Origin of the sequence: Embleya sp. NPDC020886 (assembly GCF_044333915.1) — a bacterium.
In the GTDB taxonomy this organism is placed as follows: Bacteria; Actinomycetota; Actinomycetes; order Streptomycetales; family Streptomycetaceae; genus Embleya.
Genome location: NZ_JBIRRX010000001.1, coordinates 1076659 through 1095300, shown reverse-complemented (window position 1 = coordinate 1095300; position 18642 = coordinate 1076659). Strand labels below are relative to the sequence as shown.

The window sequence follows — 18642 nt, the reverse complement described above, 5'->3', positions numbered from 1 at the left end:
AGGCCCGTGGCCTGGGGTTCGTTCGCAACCGGCCTCGGGGCGCGCTTTGTCCGTGCTTGGCGCGGTCCGTGGCGGGGTCCGGGAATCAGTACGATTCTCCGATGGACAGGTTCCGGGTGACAGGTGGTCAGCGACTCGTCGGCGAGGTGCGGATCACGGGCGCGAAGAACAGCGCGCTCAAATTGATGGCCGCCGCGCTGCTGGCGGAGGGCACCACGGTGCTCGAGGAGGCACCCCGGATCCTCGACGTGGAGATCATGAGCGAGCTGCTGCGGCGGCTGGGTTGTGAGGTCGAGGGGGAGACCACCGGGACGGTGCGGATCGATGTGCCGGCGGCGCCGCGCTTCGAGGCGGACTACGACCTGGTGCGCAGCATGCGCGCGTCGATCTGCGTGTTGGGCCCGCTGCTCGCGCGTTGCGGGGAGGTGCACGTCGCCTATCCGGGCGGGGACGCGATCGGCTCGCGCGGTCTCGACATGCACATCGAGGGCCTGGTCAAGCTGGGCGCGACCGTGGAGAACTCGCACGGTGTGCTGATCGCCAAGGCGCCGAACGGCTTGAAGGGCACCACCGTCTGGCTCGACTTCCCGAGCGTGGGCGCGACCGAGAACATCCTGATGGCCGCGGTGCTCGCGCAGGGCCGTACGGTGATCGACAACGCGGCACGCGAGCCCGAGATCGTGGACATCTGCTCGATGCTCACCGAGATGGGCGCGCGGATCGAGGGCGCGGGTTCGTCCACGATCGAGATCGAGGGCGTCGAGGGGCTCAAGCCGGTGCGCCATCGCACGGTGCCGGACCGGATCGTGGCCTGTACGTTCGCGGTCGCCGCCGCGATGACGCTGGGCGATGTGACGGTACGCAACGCGCATCCCGAGCATCTGGAGATCGCGCTCGACAAGTTGACCCTGGCCGGCGCCGAGGTGTCGCATGTGCGGGACGGCTTCCGGGTGGTGATGGACCGGCGGCCCCGGGCCGTGGACGTGGTCACCCTGCCGTATCCGGGGTTCGCCACCGACATGCAGCCGTTCTTCGCCGCGATGAACTCGATCGCCGAGGGTTCGGCGATGATCACCGAGAACCTCTTCGAGGCGCGCTTCGTGTTCCTGCAGGAACTGCTCCGGCTGGGTGCCTCGATTCGTACCGACGGACACCACGCGATCGTGCGTGGAGTCGAACAGCTCTCCGGCGCACCGGTGTTGACCGCGGACATCCGGGCCGGGGCGGGACTGGTGCTGGCCGGCCTGGTGGCCGACGGGGACACCACGGTCAGCGGGGTGCACCACATCGATCGCGGCTACACCGGCCTGGAGGTGCAGCTCCAGTCGCTCGGCGCGAAGATCGTCCGGGAGCCGGAGCCGGAGAGTACCTCGCGTTTCTGACGGGTCGTCAGGTAGGGGTGAGTCGGTGTCTTCGAGGGTCCGGCTACGCTCCCGGGCGAGGGACGTCCGCAGGGCGTCGGTTCGGGTTCGTGTACTGGAGGGGTAGCGCAGTGACCAACAAGATCGCCGTCATCGGGGCCGGGCTCATGGGCTCGGGCATCGCCCAGGGCGCCGCGCAGGCCGGCTACGACGTCGTCCTGCGCGATGTCACCGACGCCGCCCTGGAGCGCGGGCTGAGCGGGATCGCGGCCTCGTACGACAAGTTCGTCGCCAAGGGCAGGCTGACCGCCGAGGACGCCTCGGCGGCGCTGGCCCGGATCACCGGCACCACCGACCTGGAAGCCGTCGCGGACGCGGACGTCGTGGTCGAGGCGGTGTTCGAGAAGGTCGAGGTCAAGCAGGCCGTCTTCACCGAGCTGGACCGGATCTGCAAGCCCGGCGCGGTGTTGGCGAGCAACACCTCGGCGATCCCGATCACCGAGATCGCCGCCGTCACCGACCGACCCGAGTCGGTCGTGGGCATGCACTTCTTCTCGCCGGTGCCGCTGATGAGCCTGTGCGAACTGGTCCGCGGCTTCAAGACCTCGGACGCGACGCTGGCCACCGCGCGCGAACTGGCCGAAGCGATGGGCAAGACGTGCATCGTGGTCAACCGGGACGTGGCCGGCTTCGTGACCACTCGGCTGATCACCGCGCTCACGGTCGAGGCGGTGAAGCTGTACGAGGCGGGGGTGGCCACCGCCGAGGACATCGACATCGCCTGCAGGTTGGGCTTCGGCCACGCGATGGGGCCGCTGGCCACCGCCGACCTGACCGGCGTGGACATCATGCGCAACGCGACGAGCAACATCTACGCCGAGAGCAAGGACGAGAAGTTCGCTCCGCCGGAGTTGCTCAACCGCATGGTCGCGGCGGGTGACCTGGGCCGCAAGACCGGCAAGGGTTTCTACCGGTACTGAGTCCGGCGCGACGGCCGCTTTGCGACCGGTTTCGTGGGCTCGACGCCCACGAGGCGGTCGTCGGGCGGCCGTTGGTCCGATGGGCGGCGCGCGGGCGGTGCATCATCTGATGATTCGTCACCTGTACGAGTGAAGTCCGATGTGATGAGTGAGGATTATCGGGTTTTGGGTGTTCTTCTGGGAAGCGGAACCGTCATCGAACGGACGGATTCCCCAGGAGGAGACGATGCGTGTTTGGGGCGACCCACGCGAGTTGCACTTGGCGGGCGTACTCGACGTGCGGGCCACCGCCGATGTGCGCCTGGCGTTGCACGACGCGCTGGACAACGGCGACGGCGACCTGATTCTCGACCTCACCCGGGTGCCCGCACTGGACACCACCGGACTGGGCCTGATCGTCGGCGCGCATCGGCGGGCGGGTCGGCGCGAACGTCGCCTCGTGCTGACCGGGGTCAACCCCGACGTCTACCGGGTGCTCGTGTTGACTCGATTGCACCGTATCCTCACCCTCCGCGAAACCGCCGGGGTCCGAGCCGGTCGATCGTGCGAGCAGGCCGACACAGTGTCAGGCGAGTCCGGCGACGACTTGCGTGCTGTGGTCGAACACACCCTGTCCGGAGCTGTTACCCGTCAGTACACTCCGTGGTAAGCAGGGCCGCACCAGGCGCGGTGACAGCGGACCAGCGGGCACGCCCAGGCCGGTAGTCGCCGAGTACCGGTCGGTCCGGAACCCTCCGGAGGTATTCCGTGGCGAGCCAGACGCCCTCAGCTCAGCCCTCGCAGCCGGCCACGCCGTCCCCGGCCGGTCAGCCCTCGCCGACCGAGCAGGCCGCGCCGCTCAAGCGTGACCGTCCCTGGGTGATGCGCACCTACGCCGGTCACTCCTCGGCCACCGCCTCCAACGCGCTCTACCGGCGCAACCTCGCCAAGGGCCAGACCGGCCTGTCGGTGGCCTTCGACCTGCCGACCCAGACCGGCTACGACCCCGACCACGTGCTCTCGCGCGGCGAGGTCGGCAAGGTCGGCGTGCCGATCTCGCACATCGGCGACATGCGAGCGCTCCTCGACGGCATCCCCGTCGAGGAGATGAACACCTCGATGACGATCAACGCGACCGCGCTGTGGATGCTCGCGCTCTACCAGGTCGTCGCCGAGGAGCAGGGCGCGGACATCGCCAAGCTCACCGGCACCACGCAGAACGACATCATCAAGGAATACCTCTCGCGCGGGACCTACGTCTTCCCGCCCGGGCCCTCGCTCAAGCTGATCACCGACACCGTCGCGTACACGGTCTCGAACATCCCCAAGTGGAACCCGACCAACATCTGCAGCTACCACCTCCAGGAGGCGGGCGCGACGCCGGTGCAGGAGATCGCGTACGCGATGTGCACCGCGATCGCCGTGCTGGACGCGGTCCGCGACTCCGGGCAGGTGCCGGCGGATCGTATGGGCGAGGTGGTGCAGCGCATCTCCTTCTTCGTCAACGCCGGGGTGCGGTTCGTCGAAGAGATGTGCAAGATGCGGGCGTTCGTGCAGTTGTGGGACGAACTCACACTGGAGCGCTACGGCGTACGCGACGCCAAGCAGCGGCGGTTCCGCTACGGCGTGCAGGTCAACTCGCTGGGCCTGACCGAGGCGCAGCCGGAGAACAACGTCCAGCGCATCGTGCTGGAGATGCTGGCCGTGACGCTGTCCAAGGACGCCCGGGCGCGGGCGGTGCAGTTGCCCGCCTGGAACGAGGCGCTGGGGCTGCCCCGGCCGTGGGACCAGCAGTGGTCGTTGCGGATCCAGCAGGTTTTGGCCTACGAGTCGGACCTGCTCGAATACGGCGACATCTTCAACGGTTCACACGTGATCGAGGCCAAGGTCGCCGAGTTGGTGGCGGGTGCGCGCGCGGAGATCGACCGGGTCCAGGCGATGGGCGGCGCGGTCGCGGCGATCGAATCGGGCTACATGAAGTCGCAGTTGGTCGGCTCGCACGCCGCCCGGCGGGCCCGGATCGAGGCGGGCGACGAGGTGGTGGTCGGGGTGAACCGCTTCGAGACCACCGAGGAGAACCCGCTGACCGCCGACCTGGACGCGGCGATCATGAGCGCCGATCCGGACGCCGAGCGCTCGGCGGTCGAGCGGATCCGGTCCTGGCGCGCGGACCGCGACCCGGAGGCGGTGACCGCGGCGATGGCCCGGCTGCGCGAGGACGCGCGGTCGTGGAAGGCCGCCTCGGCGGTCAACCTGATGCCGGCCACGCTGGCGTGTGTGCGGGCGGGGGTGACCACGGGCGAGTGGTCGCAGGCGCTGCGCGAGGAGTTCGGCGAGTATCGGGCACCGACGGGGGTGTCCGGGGTGGTCGGCGTGCAGGACGGCGCTGGGCTCACCGAGGTGCGCGGTGCCGTACGGCGGACCGGCGAGGAACTGGGCGGCCGGTTGCGGCTGTTGGTCGGCAAGCCGGGGCTCGACGGGCACTCGAACGGGGCCGAGCAGATCGCGGTGCGGGCGCGCGATGTCGGCTTCGAGGTGGTCTACCAGGGGATTCGGCTCACTCCGGAGCAGATCGTGGCGGCGGCGGTCGAGGAGGACGTGCACTGCGTGGGGCTGTCCATCCTGTCGGGGTCGCATCTGGAGCTGATTCCGGACGTGCTCTCGCGCATGCGCGACGCGGGGATCGGTGATGTGCCGGTGATCGTCGGGGGGATCATTCCCTCCGCCGACGAAGTGGTGTTGCGGTCGCAGGGGGTTGCTGCCGTCTTTACGCCGAAGGACTTCGGGATCACGGACATCATGGGGCGGATCGTCGAGGTGATTCGGGCGGCGAACGGCCTGGCGGCCGGGGCCGCGGTGCCTTCGGGCTGAGGCTTCGCCCGGCCTGGCTCGTCCTCGAACGCGGACGGCCGGCCGGGGTGTCCTCGAACGCCGGACGGGCGATGTGCGCCCGGCCGGCGTTCGAGGGTTGGCTGGGTTACGGGACCGGGCGGTTCATGTCGGTGGTGATCTCGGTGGGGGTCAGCGGGCGGTTGTAGATGCGGACGTCGTCGATCAGGCCGCCGAAGTACTCACCCCAGACGGTGTTGCCGCCGATGTGGAGTGCGCCGCCCTGGTCCACGATCGGGCCGGTGTGGGCGGTGGCCTGCACCTGGACGCCGTTGACGTACAGACGCAGCGTGGTGCCGTCGTAGGTGGCCGCCAGGTGTGCCCAGGCACCGGTGGCCAGGGCTGCGGTGCCGTCGGCGTAGGTGTCGTTGTTGGTGCCGGTCGTGTTGATGGACGTGTTGGGTGCGGCGGTGCCGTTCGCGTACAGCGCGTAGGACAGGCCGCCTCCGCGTTCCTTGAGCAGGACGCTGCGCCAGTTCGTGATCGCCGAGGGTTTGACCCAGGCTTCCAGGGTCATCCCGGTGGTGAGTGTCAGGCGGGCACTGTGCGGCACCGTCACCATCGACGAAGTGCCGTTGAAGGAGAGCGCGTTGCCGGAATGGCCGGTGACCCAGGTGCCGCCGGTGACGGTGCCGTTGTTGCCCTGGCCGGCGTCGTCCGTGACGATCGTGCCGCTCGACGCGTTGAAGCCGTACTGGGCCATCAGACCGGGCGTCGGGCCGTCGACCTCACGATAGGTGGCGGTCAACGTGATCGGCGTCGCGGGCGCGGTGATGTTGTGCGCGGCGGTGCCGCCGTCCGACCAGGACACGAATTCGTAGTTCTTGCCGTTCAGGGCCTGGGTCGTCGGCGCGGCGATCGAGGAGGTGCCGCCCACGATCACCGTGCTGGTGAACGGTGCCGGGCGTTGTGAGGAGAACAGGCCCAGGGTCAGGCCCGCCGGATCGGACGCGAGCGTGATGTCCACGGTCTTCGGGTTCAGGCGCACGCTGGTGGTCCCGGTCAGGCCGCCGGAGTCGGTGGCGGTCAGCCGTAGTTCGAGCCACGACGGATACTCGTGGTCGACCGCCGTGAAGCTGCCCGAGGCGCCGACCTGGCCGGTGATCTGGTGCTCGTGGCAGTCGGTGGGCGTCGTGCAGTGATGCATGATGATCTGCCAGTTCAGGCCGGTGCCCGGGATGGCGCCGTCCTGCGGGTCGGTGGCGTGTCCGCCGAAGGCGATCGGGTCGCCGACCTTCCAGGTGAGCGTGCCGGCCGGGGTGTCGATCACCGGGGTCGGCGGTGCGTTGCCCGCCGAGATGGTGATCGGCGCGGAGACGCCGGTCAGGCCCACCGGGTCGGTGACGCGCAGTCTGACGGTGCGGGTGCCGGGAGTGGTGTAGGTGTACGACGGGTTCGCCGCGGTCGAGTCGTCGAACGCGCCGTCACCGTCCAGGTCCCAGGCGTAGGTGAGGGTCTCGCCCGGATCCGGATCGGTGGAGGCGGAGCCGGTGAACGCCACGGTCAGCGGCGTGGTGCCGGTGGTCGGGGTGGCCGAGGCGACCGCGTTGGGCGCGCTGCCGGTGTAGCGGATCCGGTGGATCGCGCCGTCCTCGAAGCCGACGTAGTACACGTCGCCCTCGGGGCCGGTGGTCAACTGGACCGGGTTCGCGTTGCTCACGAACAGTTGGCGGGTGGCGGGGTCCGGCAGCCCGTCGGCACCGGCCAGCATGCTCCACACGCAGCGCCGACTGTGGTCGGCGAAGAACATCGCGTTGCGGTACGCGGCCGGGTAGCGCTGCCCCGTATAGAAGGTCACCCCGGAGATCGCCGAGCCGTTGCCGGTCGGGCAGCCGTCGCCCGGGACCACCGCGGCGCTGTGCTGGTAGGCGTAGTAGGGCGTCTTGACCGCCCCGGGCCCGTCGGCGTACACGTTGTTGCACAGGTTCAGGCCGATCGACTCGTAGCCGCCCTGGCGGGCCGAGCCCTCGTAGCAGGGCCAGCCGAAGTTGGCCACGGCGCCGCCGGAGGGGGTGAGCCGATCGATCTCCTCCCAGGTGCCCCAGCCGACGTCGCCCACCCACAGCTCGTTCGTGCCCGGCCGGAAGCCGAACCGGAACGGGTTGCGCAGGCCGGCCGCCACCAGACGGCGGGCGTTGGCGTCGGCGTTGCCCGCGAGTGGGTTGCCGGGCGCGCCCGCACCGGTGTTCGGGTCGATTCGGATGATGCTGCCGTTGAGCGCGAACGGGTCACCCGGGGTCCGGAAGTCCTGCGCCCGCAGTGCGCCGCCCTCGGCGGTCGGCGCGGTCAGTACGGTGCCGACCGGACTGTTCCCGTCGGCGCACGGGTTCGCCGGGATCGGATCCTTGCCCGGGATCGGGCCGCTCGCCGCGGTTTGGCCGTAGTCCGCCCAGTCGAAGCTGGCGCCGTCCCCGGCGGACGCGTAGAGGTAGCCGTCCGGGCCGAAGGCGAGGCTGCCGGTGGCGTGCGACGGGAACTGCTGGCACCAGCCCTCGACCAGCACCTGCTCCGGGCCCGCGGTGTTGCCGGTCGCGGTCAGCCTGGCGACCCGGCCGGTGATCAGACAACCCTTGGCCTGGGCGCCGGGCGGGTCCGGACAACCGTCGTCCGGGCCGGTGGCGGTGCCCCAGTAGGGGGCCGAACCGCCGGGACGTGCGTCGTGCGCGTACATCACGTAGACCGACGGATCGGTCGGGAAGTTCGGGGCCAGGGCCAGGCCGAGCAGGCCGCGGTCCCAGAAGTTGTGCACCTTCGCCCGCAGATCGGTGAACACCGTGGGCGTGGGATCGGTGAGCGAGTCGAACACCTTGACGACGCCGGACTTCTCGGCGACGAAGACCCGTCCGTCCTTGGCGAAGGCCACGTCGACCGGCTGGCTCAGGCCGGTCAGTACCGAATCGTCGGAGAACTTCGGCGGCACCGCGGCGGCCTGTGCGGAGCCGGCACGCGCGCTGGGTGCCGAGCCGAACAGCTCCGGACCGGGCGGCCGCGCGGATGCGTCGGAGACGACGGCGGATGAGGCCGGCGATGCGCCGGCCGAGGGTATCGACAGTGCCAATGAGGCGAGCAGCGCGGCGGCGCAGGCGAGTCGGGTCCTGTGCCGGCTCACCCGCCGTCCCGTACATCGCAATCGTATGGAACCGGACATGATGGAACCGGACATGTATGTCCCCCTGTTCCCCCTGTGCGCCGGACCGTTGTGGCGTCACTTGTGCACCATAGGGCGACTCGGCGGGTATACACCGACTTTTCGACAAGCCCGGGTGCCCTCGGGACCGGCTCGACAGGATCGTCCCGTGACCACTCGAAGGCGCGCGCGTTGTGTTGTGAAGAGGGAGCGAAGGTCGGCCCGGACCCGGTCCGCTCGACGGCAGGAGGTGGCAGGGTGGGATGCGGTGCGGCGGGGGTGCGCGCAGCCCGTGGTCGGCCGCCCCGCTGCTCGACGCGTCGGTGCTCAACGATCTTGTCACGAACCCGGCGCCGGGTATCGGTGTGCCGGCCGCGCCCGGCACACTGATCACCGGTTTCCGCCCCCGAGTGCCCGGACTTGTCCCCGGCCGCACCGGCGCGTCGAGGAACCACGACGGGGAGCACAGGGAGTGGCATGAACGGCGTCGGCAGGGAACGGCCGGAAGAAGACGGGGAAAAGCGCTTCGAGGACGATCCGCTCGGGACCCCGGCCGACGCGCGCACGGATTCCGCCGGCGATGCGATGGACTCCTTCGGCGAGTCCTGGGGTGACGACGCCTATCTGGACGAGTTGTTCGGGCCGCGTCCGAGGGCCGGGGCCGGGTCGGCGCAGGGCGGGCCGGGTGGCTCGGGGGCCGCGTTCGAGCCGTCCGCGCCGGAGTTCGGGGACTGGGCCGGGGCCGCCGCCGAGTCGTCCGTGCCTCCTGCCGCGCCTTCGTTTCCGTCTTCGTCCGAGCCTCGGATCGGTCGGGGCGAGCCGATCCGGCTCGACGACGAATGGTCGGACCCGGCGGCCGATCGCAGCGGGGTCGGCGAGTCCGGGCCGGGGGTGCTGCAACTGGTCGCCGGCGACCTGCTCCTCACCTTCGGCGGGGTGGACGGCACCGACGTCGCGCCGCTGTCCGCCGGAGCGCGGCCGCCGCGGCCGTCCAGGCTGCCCGGTTCGGTGCCCGCGACCGACCTGCCGCCGCTGGGCCGGGGGGTGGAGATCGCCGAGCTGACCGGCCTGTTGCAGCGCGGCACGTCGGTCCGGATCGGCGGCCCGTCGTCGAGCGGACGCAGCACCCTGCTGCGCTACCTCGCCGCGCTCGATCCCGCGGGCGCGCCGGACGGGGTGATCCTGCTCGACGGGCGGCGCCGCGGCCTGGACGACCTGTTGCAGCAACTGCACGACGCGTGCTTCGCCGGCCCGGCGTATCGACCCACCCGCGAGCAACTGGCCGGGCTCCTGGCCGAGCCGGCCGCGCTCGTGGTCGTGGACGACCTGGCGCTGGGTCAGGACGACCTGTCCGAGCTCCTGCGGATGGCGCCGGAATGCGCGTTCCTGGTGGCCGGTCCGGAGGTGGTGGATCCGATCGTGCGCCGGGATTCGCCGCTGCACGAGATCACCCTGGGCGGTCTTCCCCAGGAGGCGTGCTTCGATCTGCTGCGTCGTGCCGCCGGGCGCGAACTCGACGACGAGGAACTCGCCTGGGCCTCGGCGTTGTGGTTCCAGGTCGGCGGCCATCCGGGGCGGTTCGTCCAGGCCGGCGCGTTGCTCGCGCGGCGCGAGCGCGGGCGGTCCGGCTACGGGCTGCTCGACGACGGCGCGGCGGACGGGTCGGGCGAGCTGCCCTCGCCCGGCGAGCCGCGCCAGTTCGTACCCCGCCTGGTGCCGCTGGTGTCCGCGTCGGCGCAGCAGGTGTTGCGACTGGCCTCGGCCCTGGACGGCGAACTGCCGGACCCGGTACACCTGCCGGCCCTGACCGGCGCGGTGGACGCGGTGGGCGCCGCCGACGAACTGGTCGAAGCCGGGCTGGCGACATGCGAGTTCGGCCGATATCGGCTCACCGGGGGCACCGCCGAGGCGATCGCGGCGATCGTGCGCGGACCGTCCTCGTGGGCGGTCGCGGCGATACAGCACTTCACCTGGTGGGTCTCGCACCCCTCGGTCACTCCCGCCGAGATCGCCCGTGAGGCGGACACGATCCTGGCCTGCCTGCGCGAGTCCGAGCGGCTGGGCAAGGCCGGTTCGGCGCGTTCGTTGGCCCGGGCCTCGGCGCCCGCGTTCGGCGCCTCGGCCCGCTGGGACGCCTGGGGCGAGGTGCTCGACCTGGGCCTGTCCTCGGCGCGCGACGCGGGTGCCGCGGCGGCGTCCGATCACGCCTGGTTCCGGCACGAGTTGGCCATCCTGGCGCTGTGCACGGGCGATCCGCGGGGCGCGCGCGAAGAGGCGGTCGCGGCCACCCGGATGCGCGACGTCGGCTCGGACAAGCGCGGCCTCGCGGCGGACCGCCGGGTGTTGGCCCTGGCCGGCGGCGACCGGGTGGTGGCGGCGACCACCGAGGGCGCGGCCGGCGTGACGCGCGGCGGGATCGGCCGACGCGGCGTGTTGATGACGGCGGGCGCGGCCGTGGTCCTGGTGGTCACCCTGGCCGCGGTGGTCGCGATGGGTTCGGACTCGCCGGACAAGGAGGACCGCCGCCGCCCGGTGGGCTCCACCGGCTCGGCGGCGTACGACCCGAACACGCCCAACCGAGGCGTCGAGGCCGAACCCAAGTCCGACCGGGACAAGCCGGCTCCGCCGACCGGCAGCCACAAACCCGGCTCGACGGGTGCCGCGACGACGACGACCGGCAGCACGCCGCGGTCGTCGAGCTCGGCCACCGCTTCGGCACCGGCCAACTCGCCGCGCTCGTCGAGCCCGGCCAACTCCCCGTCTCACACCGACAGCTCGGCACCGGCGACGACCTCGGCACCGCCGCCGAGCTCGCCCGCGTCGACCACCTCCGCCTCGGCCCCGATCCAAGCCCCGGCGGACGGCGGAGGCACCTGAGCCGGCTCGGCCCCCGAGCCGGCGGCGAACCCCGCGGCCGGAACCCGACGCCGATCGAGGATCGCCGACGCCACGCGGGACGGCCGGTCCACGTTCGGCGGCAGCCGGGGGACGGCACGCCGAACGCGAAGACGAACACGACGGTGGTTCGGGTCGGTGGTGGGCTCGGGGGATGGGCCGGGTCAGTGCAGGGCCGGGAGTACTTCCTTACCGAAGCGGTGCACGTTCTCCAGGGTCATCGACGGGGCTCCCGCGCCTTCGGTGAACAGGAGAAAACGGTTGATGCCGGTGCGTTCGGCGGTGCGGGTGAGGCGGCGGACGCAGTCGGTGGGGGAGCCGACGGGGTGGATGCGGCACAGGAAGTCGGTGTACTCGGCCGGGTCGCGCATGTGGCGTTGCCGGTCGTCGGCGGTCACGTGCGCGGACAGGCCCCGGCGCAGCCACCTGGGCATCGCGCGACGCAGGGTGTCGGTGGCCTCGCGGCAGGTGTCCGCGACGTAGGCGACGCTCGCGGCGGCGTGCTCGACCGCGTTGGGGTCCCGGCCGCACGCGGACGCGGCGCATTCGTAGGTGCGGACCATCGCGGCCTTCTCCGCGTCGTCGGCGTGCATGCCCAGCAACATCGGCAGGCCGTGTCGGGCGGCCAACGAGGCGCTCTCGCGGGAGGTGCAGGCGACGATCACCGGCGGGTGCGGGTAGGTGCGCGGGCGCGGCACCACGGGCACCTTGCGGAACGCGAAGTGTTCGCCCTCGGCGCCCACCCGCTGGTGGGTGAGCCAGCGCATCAGCAGGTCCAGTGATTCGGGGAATGCCTCGTCGTACCGGCGCAGCCCGGTGCCGAAGACCTCCAGGTCCACCCACGGCCCGCCGCGCCCGACGCCCAGGGTGAATCGGCCGCCGGAGAGCTGGTCCAGCAGGGCGGTCTGCTCACCGAGCGCCACCGGGTGCTGGTCGGACAGCACGCTGATGGCCGTACCCACCCCGATTCGGTGCGTACGCCCCAGTAGCATGGAGGCGAAGGTGACCGCCGACGGGCACAACCCATACGGCACGAAATGGTGTTCGGCGATCCACGCCTCGTCGAACCCGGCCTCCTCCGCGGCGATTCCCGCGTCCATGGCACCGGTGAGCACCTCACCGTGATCGCCCGCGTCGAACTGTGCCGCCAGCAGGAAGATGCCCAACTTCATCGCGTCCTCCTTGTCCGTGTTCCCGTCGGCCCTGCGGCCACAGACAACACAACGCTCGAAGGACCTCGGAGGTAATCCTTCACCACTGATGGTTTTCCTCCCGACCGGGCGGCTATCGACAGGACGGCACCCGCGCCCGATCGTCGACGGGAACACTCGATCATCCACCCGAACAGATATTCGGGACGGACCGAGGCGAACGGCACATCCCACCGGCCTGTGCCTGTCTCACAGGGGCTGCCATACTCCTGGAACCCCGCGGTACTACTTCGCAGTAACCAAGGCGTACTCCCGTTCGGGAGACGCCATTTCAGCAGCGAGGAGCACAGCAGATGACCCGTGACATCAGCACGGTCGGTGTGGTCGGCCTGGGCACCATGGGTGCCGGCATCGTCGAGGTCCTGGCCCGGGCGGGACTCACCGTCGTGGGCGTGGACGTCTCCGACGAGGCCATCGCGCGCGGCCGGGCCCGGATCGCCGAGTCGACCGCCCGCGCGGCGGCGCGTGGGAAGCTGACCGAGGACCAGCAGCGAGACATCTTCGAGCGCATCACCCTGGGCACCGACCTGAACTCGGTGGCCGCGGCGGACCTCGTCCTGGAGGCGATACCCGAGCAGCTCGAGCAGAAGCAGGAACTCTTCGCTCGGCTCGACAAGATCTGTGGTCCGGACACCATCCTGGCCACCAACACCTCCTCACTGTCGGTCACCGAGCTGTCGGTGTCCACCGCGCGCTCCTCGCACGTGGTGGGGCTGCACTTCTTCAACCCCGCGCCGGTGATGAAGCTGGTCGAGGTGGTCCGCACGGTGGTCACCGAACCCGAGGTGCTCGCCGACGTGGTCGCGCTCGCCGAGCGGCTGGGCAAGTCGCCGGTGGTGGCCGGCGACCGGGCCGGGTTCATCGCCAACGGGCTGCTGTTCGCGTACCTCAACCACGCGGCGTCGATGTACGAGCAGAAGTACGCCACGCGCGAGGACATCGACGCGGCGATGCGCTTCGGCTGCGGTCTGCCGATGGGTCCGCTCGCGGTGCTCGACCTGGTCGGGATCGACACCGCGTACGAGATCCTGGAGCAGATGTATCGCCAGTCGCGCGATCGCCTGCACGCGCCCGCGCCGATCCTCAAGCAGATGCGTACCGCGGGGCTGCTCGGGCGCAAGAGCGGTCGTGGCTTCTACACCTACGAGCAGGCCGGCTCGCCGGTCGTGGTGGCCGAGGCGGGCGAGTCCGCGGCGGTCGCCGGCACGGCGCGCGAGGTGCGTGCGGTGGGCGTGGTGGGCACCGGGACGATGGCCACCGGCATCGTCGAGGTGTTCGCCAAGTCCGGCTACGACGTGGTCTACGTCGCGCGCAGCGAGGAGAAGGTCGAGCGGGTGCGCACCGCGCTGGTGCGCTCGCTGGACAAGCAGATCCAGCGCGGCCGGCTGACCGAGGAGGCCAAGGCCGAGGCGCTGGCCCGGGTGACCGGCTCGACCCGGCTGGACGACCTGGCCTTCGCGGACCTGGTCGTGGAGGCCGTGGTCGAGGAACTGTCGGTCAAGCAGGCCCTGTTCGAGAACTTCGACGAGATCTGCAAGCCCGGCGCGATCCTGGCCACCACCACCTCCTCGTTGCCGGTGATCGACTGCGCGGTGGCCACCTCGCGGCCCGGCGACGTGGTCGGCATGCACTTCTTCAACCCGGCGCCGGTGATGAAGCTGGTCGAGGTGGTGCGTACGGTCGCCACCTCGGACGACGTGGTGGCCACCATCCACGAGGTCTGTCGTCGGACCCGCAAGCACGCGGTGGACTGCGGCGACCGCGCGGGCTTCATCGTCAACGCGCTGCTGTTCCCGTACCTGAACGACGCGGTGCGCATGCTCCAGGCCAACTACGCGACGGCCGAGGACATCGACACCGCGATCAAGCTGGGCGCCGGCTACCCGATGGGCCCGTTCGAACTGCTCGACGTGGTCGGGCTGGACGTCTCGCTGGCCATCCAGAAGGTGCTGTTCGCCGAGTTCCGCGAGCCGGGCTGGTCGCCGGTGCCGCTGCTGGAGCACCTGGTCACGGCGGGCTACCTCGGCCGCAAGACCGGTCGCGGGTTCCGGGACTACGCGAAGCGGTAGGCGGGCGGACCGGTCGGGGGCAGTAGTACGAGAGGGGTACGGGCGCACGCACCACGTGCACCCGTACCCTTTTTGTGTGCCGCGTCGTAACAAGCCCACCAGCCGCTCCCGGATCGTCGACCGGGACGAGCCCCGCGACCCCAGCCTCGGCTTCGAGGAGCGCGAGTCGGGGGCGGACGGGGAGTGGCTGGTGCGTCCGATCAGCGGTCAGGCGGCGACCAAGACCTATCGTTGCCCCGGGTGCGACCACGAGATCCCGCCGGGTGTGCCGCACCTGGTCGCGTGGTCCGCGGACGGCCGGGTCGAAGAGCGTCGGCACTGGCATCGCCCGTGCTGGAACAGCCGCGGGCAACGACGGATCACCCGGCGACGGTAGACGCCTGGTCCCGCCCCGTGGCCATGCGTCGACCGGCCGGCCGCCGGGGTCGGGTCGCCAGCGTCGCCGCGAGCAGCAGCGCCAGGATGGGCAGGGTCGCCGCGAGCACGAGCGGGAAGAGCAGCGCGACCGCCGAAGCCGCCACATGCATCCCGGCCGCGCCGATCAGGCCGACCCGGGAGGTCGAGCCGGTGCGCAGCCGGTCGCGCAGGTTGCTCACCGCCCAGATCGACCAGATCGTGATCACCAGGGCGAGCAGGACGAGGAAGGTGACACCGACGGTGCCCGCGATGGCCTGTCGGCCCTCGGGTCGGTCGCCGTACCGGTCGGCCAGGACATTCAGGAACACGATCGGCGCGACCACGCCACAGCCGATGCTCGCCGCCAGCGCCTCGATGCTCAAGGTCACCACGGCCGCGTACGTCACGATCCCCCGGGTCAACGTCATAAGCCGCGATCGTGCCCGCCGGCCGTGGGTTTGTCGAGAGTACGTTCGACCGTCGGGTGTGCGTCGGACGGGTCGGTCCGGTCGCCGCACTCAGGCTCGTCGTCCGAAGCGCAGGGCGACGTAGCGGTCGAGCAGCTTCATGGTGCCCCGGGTGCGGGCGAACGACGTGGGCTCGATCGGTGTCCGGAACAAGCGCCGGGTGATCGACTGCGGCCGGGCGAACTCGCGCAGCCCGTCCGCGCCGTGGATGCGGCCGAAACCGCTCGCGCCGACTCCGCCGAACGGCAACGCCGGGATGCTCGCGAAGGCGATCACCGCGTCCACCGACACCATGCCGGTCCGCAGCCGCCGGGCGACCTGCACGCCGAGGCGGCCGGTCCGGGCGAACACCGCCGCGCCCAGGCCGTAACCGGTGCCGTTGGCCAACCGCACGGCCTCGTCCAGGTCCTCGACCGTGCGGACCGCGATCACCGGGCCGAACGTCTCCTCGCAGGCCACCCCGCTGTCGTCCGGCGCGTCCACGAGCACGACCGGGTCGATGTACGGCGGTCGCACCGCGCCGATCCCGCCCACCAGCGCCGTCGCGCCGCCGGCGAGCGCCTCGTCGATGTGCCGGCGCACCACCTCCATCTGGGTCGGCACGGTCATCGGCCCGTATCCGCCGCCGGGTTCGTCGGGTGGGATCAAGTCCGCGATCCCGGCGCGGAGTTCGTCCAGGAATTCGGCCCTGATCGAGCGCTCGACGAAGACCCGTTCGATCCCCACACAGGTCTGGCCGGCGTTGGAGAGGGCACCCCACAGGGCCGCCTCGGCGGCTTCCTTGACGTTCGCGCCCGCGCCGACGATCAGCGCGTCCTTGCCGCCGCACTCCATCAGCACGGGCGTGAGGGTGCGCGCACACGCGGTCATCACCCGCGTGCCGGTGGCACCCGAGCCGGTGAAGGCCAGCTTGTCCACGCCGGCCCCGCACAGCGCGGCACCCGTCGAGCCGCCGCCGGTGACCACCTCGAACACGCCCGCCATCGCGTCCGGATTGGCCCGGGCGAACGCGTCGGCCAGGAACACCCCCACCCCCGAGGTGTGTTCGCTCGGCTTGAACAACACCGTGTTGCCCGCCGCGAGGGCGTAGGCGATCGAGCCCAGCGGGGTGAACACCGGGTAGTTCCACGGTCCGATCACGCCGACCACACCGAACGGCCGATACTCCACGTACGCCGCGTGGTTGGCCATCGCCAGGCCACTGGGCAGGCGACGCCGGCGCAACACACGGGCGGCGTGCGGCGACGCCCAGGCGATGTGCTCCAGGCCCAACAGCAGCTCCAGGAACGCGTCGTCGTGCGGTTTGCCGGTCTCGTCGTGGATCAGCGCGGCCAACGTGTGGCGGGTGCGCACGAGTTCGGCGGCCCAGGCGCGCATCCGGCGGCGCCGCTCGGCGGGCGCCAGGCCGGCCCACCAGGTGCCGCCGACCCGGGCCCGGTCCACCGCCGCGCGCACCTGCCCGGCGTCGTGGATCGGGTAGCGGGCCAACTCCTTGCCGGTCGCCGGGTCGAACGAGGCGAAGGTCTCCACGGTCGTGGTCACGGCTGGTTCGTCCTCTCTCGCAACACCGACTTCTGCACCTTGCCGGCCGCGGTCAGCGGCAGTGCCTCGACGAACTCGACGCTCCTGGGCGCCTTGTAGCCGGCGATCAACGTCTTCACGTGGGCCCGGAGCGACTCGGCCGTCAGTTCGCGGCCCGGATGCGGCACCACGACGGCGTGCACCCGCTCGCCCCACTCGGGGTCGGGCAGGCCGATCACGGCGCAGCCCGCCACGTCCGGGTGGGTGTTGACCGCGTTCTCGACCTCGGCGCTGTACACGTTCTCCGCGCCGGTGACGATCATGTCCTTGAGCCGATCGACCACGGTCAGATAGCCCTCGGCGTCCATGAAGCCCAGGTCGCCGGTGTGCATCCAGCCGCCGCGCAGCGCCTGTCCGGTCTCTTCCGGCCGATTCCAATACCCCAGCATCACGTGGTCCCCGCGCGAGACGATCTCGCCGACCTCGCCGCGCGCGAGTTCCCGCTCGTCCGGGCCGACGACCCGTACCTCCGCGTGGTGGCACGGCCGGCCGGCCGAGCGCAGCTTCACCGGGTCCGCGTCCAGATGGTCCTGCGGCAACAACAGCGTGGCCAGCGGGGATAGTTCGGTCTGGCCGTAGGCCTGGATCAGGGCCGTGTCCGGCAGCGCTTCGAGCACCCGGCCCAGCAGCGTGGCGGTGATCGGCGACGCGCCGTAGGTGAGCAGTCGCAGCGTGGACAGGTCGTACCCGGCGAACTTCGGGTGCTCCAGCATCATTTGCACCATGGTCGGGGCCAGGAAGATCTCGGTGACCCGTTCGCGTTGGATGGTCGCGGCGACCTGCTCGGGGTCGAACGCCGGCAGGACCGCCTGTGGGGTGCCGACGATCGAGTTCATCAGCCACACCCCGAACCCGGCGATGTGGAACAGCGGGGCCGCGTGCAGGACACGGGCGTCCGGCGCGACCCGGTAGGGGGCGGTGGCGAGCAGGCCGCCCATCGCGGAGGCGAGCACGTTGGCGTGCGAGAGCATCACGCCCTTGGGGAATCCGGTGGTCCCGCCGGTGTAGAAGATCCCGGCCGGGTCGGCGCCGCCGCGATCGGCGTCCGGGATCGGCTCGGCCGCGGCGAGCAGTGCCTCGTAGTCGTGCATCCCGGGTCCGGTGGGCGCGTCGGTCAGGTGCACGACCTCGCGCACGCTCGACGAGGCGGCGCGCAACGCGGGCACCAGAGCCGCGAACGCGTCGTCGACGATCAGCACGCGGGACTGCGAGTCGTCCAGGGAGAAGGCGATCTCGGCCGTGCTCCAGCGGATGTTCACCGGGTTCAGTACGCCGCCGGCCCAGGGGATCGCGCTCAGGCACTCCAGGTAGCGGGCGGAGTTCAGGGCCAGGATCGCGACCCGGTCGTCCGCGCGGACGCCGAGCCCGTGCAGAGCGCCGGCGAACCGGGCCACCCGCTCGCGCAGTTCGTGGAACGTGCGGCCCGCGTCGCCGTCGATCACGGCCCGGCGCGTGGGGGTTTGTTGGGCCCATCGGTGCAATGGCTGGGTGATGCCCATGGGCTGCTCCTCGCGGGGGAGGGGAGGGAGGGGCTCAGGGGTGTGCGCGGGCGGGCGATCCGCCCGGACGCGTGTGGGTGTGCGGGGCGGTGTGGATGCCTGGACGGTGCGGGCGCGCGGATGGCGCGGAGGCGCGGATGGCGCGGACGCCCGGATGCGAAGGCGCGGGCACGCCGTCAGGCCCGCCC

At 71.3% G+C, this 18642-nt stretch carries 11 protein-coding genes and 1 pseudogene; 7 read left to right on the top strand and 5 right to left on the bottom strand.

The features are described from left to right. Nucleotides 1–101: 101 nt before the first annotated feature. The 4 genes and pseudogenes from murA (at nt 102) to ACH4U8_RS04495 (ending at nt 5191) form a co-directional block, all read left to right on the top strand. Entirely contained in the window at nt 102–1382 is a 1281-nt protein-coding gene (murA, locus tag ACH4U8_RS04510; RefSeq protein WP_360318878.1) for a UDP-N-acetylglucosamine 1-carboxyvinyltransferase, read from the top strand. Between the two features lie 110 nt (nt 1383–1492). Beyond that, the gene (locus ACH4U8_RS04505; RefSeq protein ID WP_360318875.1) at nt 1493–2341 is read left to right on the top strand and encodes a 3-hydroxyacyl-CoA dehydrogenase family protein; all 849 of its coding nucleotides are present in this window, start codon (nt 1493–1495) and stop codon (nt 2339–2341) included. Between the two features lie 226 nt (nt 2342–2567). Next, a pseudogene (locus ACH4U8_RS04500) lies at nt 2568–2852 on the top strand (STAS domain-containing protein); the annotation flags it as partial. A gap of 350 nt (nt 2853–3202) precedes the next feature. Further along, nucleotides 3203–5191: a protein meaA gene (locus tag ACH4U8_RS04495; protein ID WP_379992474.1), complete on the top strand. Its 1989-nt coding sequence runs from the start codon at nt 3203–3205 to the stop codon at nt 5189–5191. Between the two features lie 106 nt (nt 5192–5297). Here ACH4U8_RS04495 and ACH4U8_RS04490 read toward each other — a convergent pair whose 3' ends face one another. After that, a complete protein-coding gene (locus ACH4U8_RS04490) occupies nt 5298–8318 on the bottom strand; it encodes a LamG-like jellyroll fold domain-containing protein (RefSeq protein WP_395775806.1) in 3021 nt (1006 codons plus the stop codon). A 495-nt stretch (nt 8319–8813) separates the two neighbouring features. On the opposite strand from ACH4U8_RS04490, the gene ACH4U8_RS04485 reads away from it, so the two are divergent. Next, on the top strand, nt 8814–11213 hold the full coding sequence (locus ACH4U8_RS04485; RefSeq protein WP_395775805.1) for a hypothetical protein: 2400 nt from the start codon (nt 8814–8816) through the stop codon (nt 11211–11213). Between the two features lie 182 nt (nt 11214–11395). Here the strand turns inward: ACH4U8_RS04485 and ACH4U8_RS04480 are convergent, their stop codons facing one another. Further along, nucleotides 11396–12403, bottom strand: coding sequence for an LLM class flavin-dependent oxidoreductase (locus tag ACH4U8_RS04480; protein ID WP_360318861.1), 1008 nt, complete (start codon nt 12401–12403; stop codon nt 11396–11398). Between the two features lie 332 nt (nt 12404–12735). Here ACH4U8_RS04480 and ACH4U8_RS04475 point away from each other — a divergent pair, with 332 nt between their 5' ends. Together ACH4U8_RS04475 and ACH4U8_RS04470 are read left to right on the top strand one after the other, a co-directional pair. Beyond that, a complete protein-coding gene (locus ACH4U8_RS04475; RefSeq protein ID WP_360318858.1) occupies nt 12736–14511 on the top strand; it encodes a 3-hydroxybutyryl-CoA dehydrogenase in 1776 nt (591 codons plus the stop codon). 76 nt (nt 14512–14587) lie between these two features. After that, nucleotides 14588–14887: a hypothetical protein gene (locus ACH4U8_RS04470; RefSeq protein WP_360318855.1), complete on the top strand. Its 300-nt coding sequence runs from the start codon at nt 14588–14590 to the stop codon at nt 14885–14887. Here ACH4U8_RS04470 and ACH4U8_RS04465 read toward each other — a convergent pair. The 3 genes from ACH4U8_RS04465 to ACH4U8_RS04455 all read right to left on the bottom strand — a co-directional run bounded on the left by ACH4U8_RS04465 (nt 14871) and on the right by ACH4U8_RS04455 (nt 18454). Further along, complete coding sequence (locus ACH4U8_RS04465; RefSeq protein ID WP_395775804.1) at nt 14871–15335, bottom strand: hypothetical protein; 465 nt, start codon at nt 15333–15335, stop codon at nt 14871–14873. The genes ACH4U8_RS04470 and ACH4U8_RS04465 overlap by 17 nt on opposite strands. A 90-nt stretch (nt 15336–15425) precedes the next feature. Beyond that, complete coding sequence (locus ACH4U8_RS04460; protein ID WP_395775803.1) at nt 15426–16916, bottom strand: aldehyde dehydrogenase family protein; 1491 nt, start codon at nt 16914–16916, stop codon at nt 15426–15428. Then, on the bottom strand, nt 16913–18454 hold the full coding sequence (locus ACH4U8_RS04455) for a long-chain-fatty-acid--CoA ligase (protein WP_395775802.1): 1542 nt from the start codon (nt 18452–18454) through the stop codon (nt 16913–16915). The genes ACH4U8_RS04460 and ACH4U8_RS04455 overlap by 4 nt, the downstream gene beginning before the upstream one ends. Nucleotides 18455–18642: the final 188 nt, after the last annotated feature.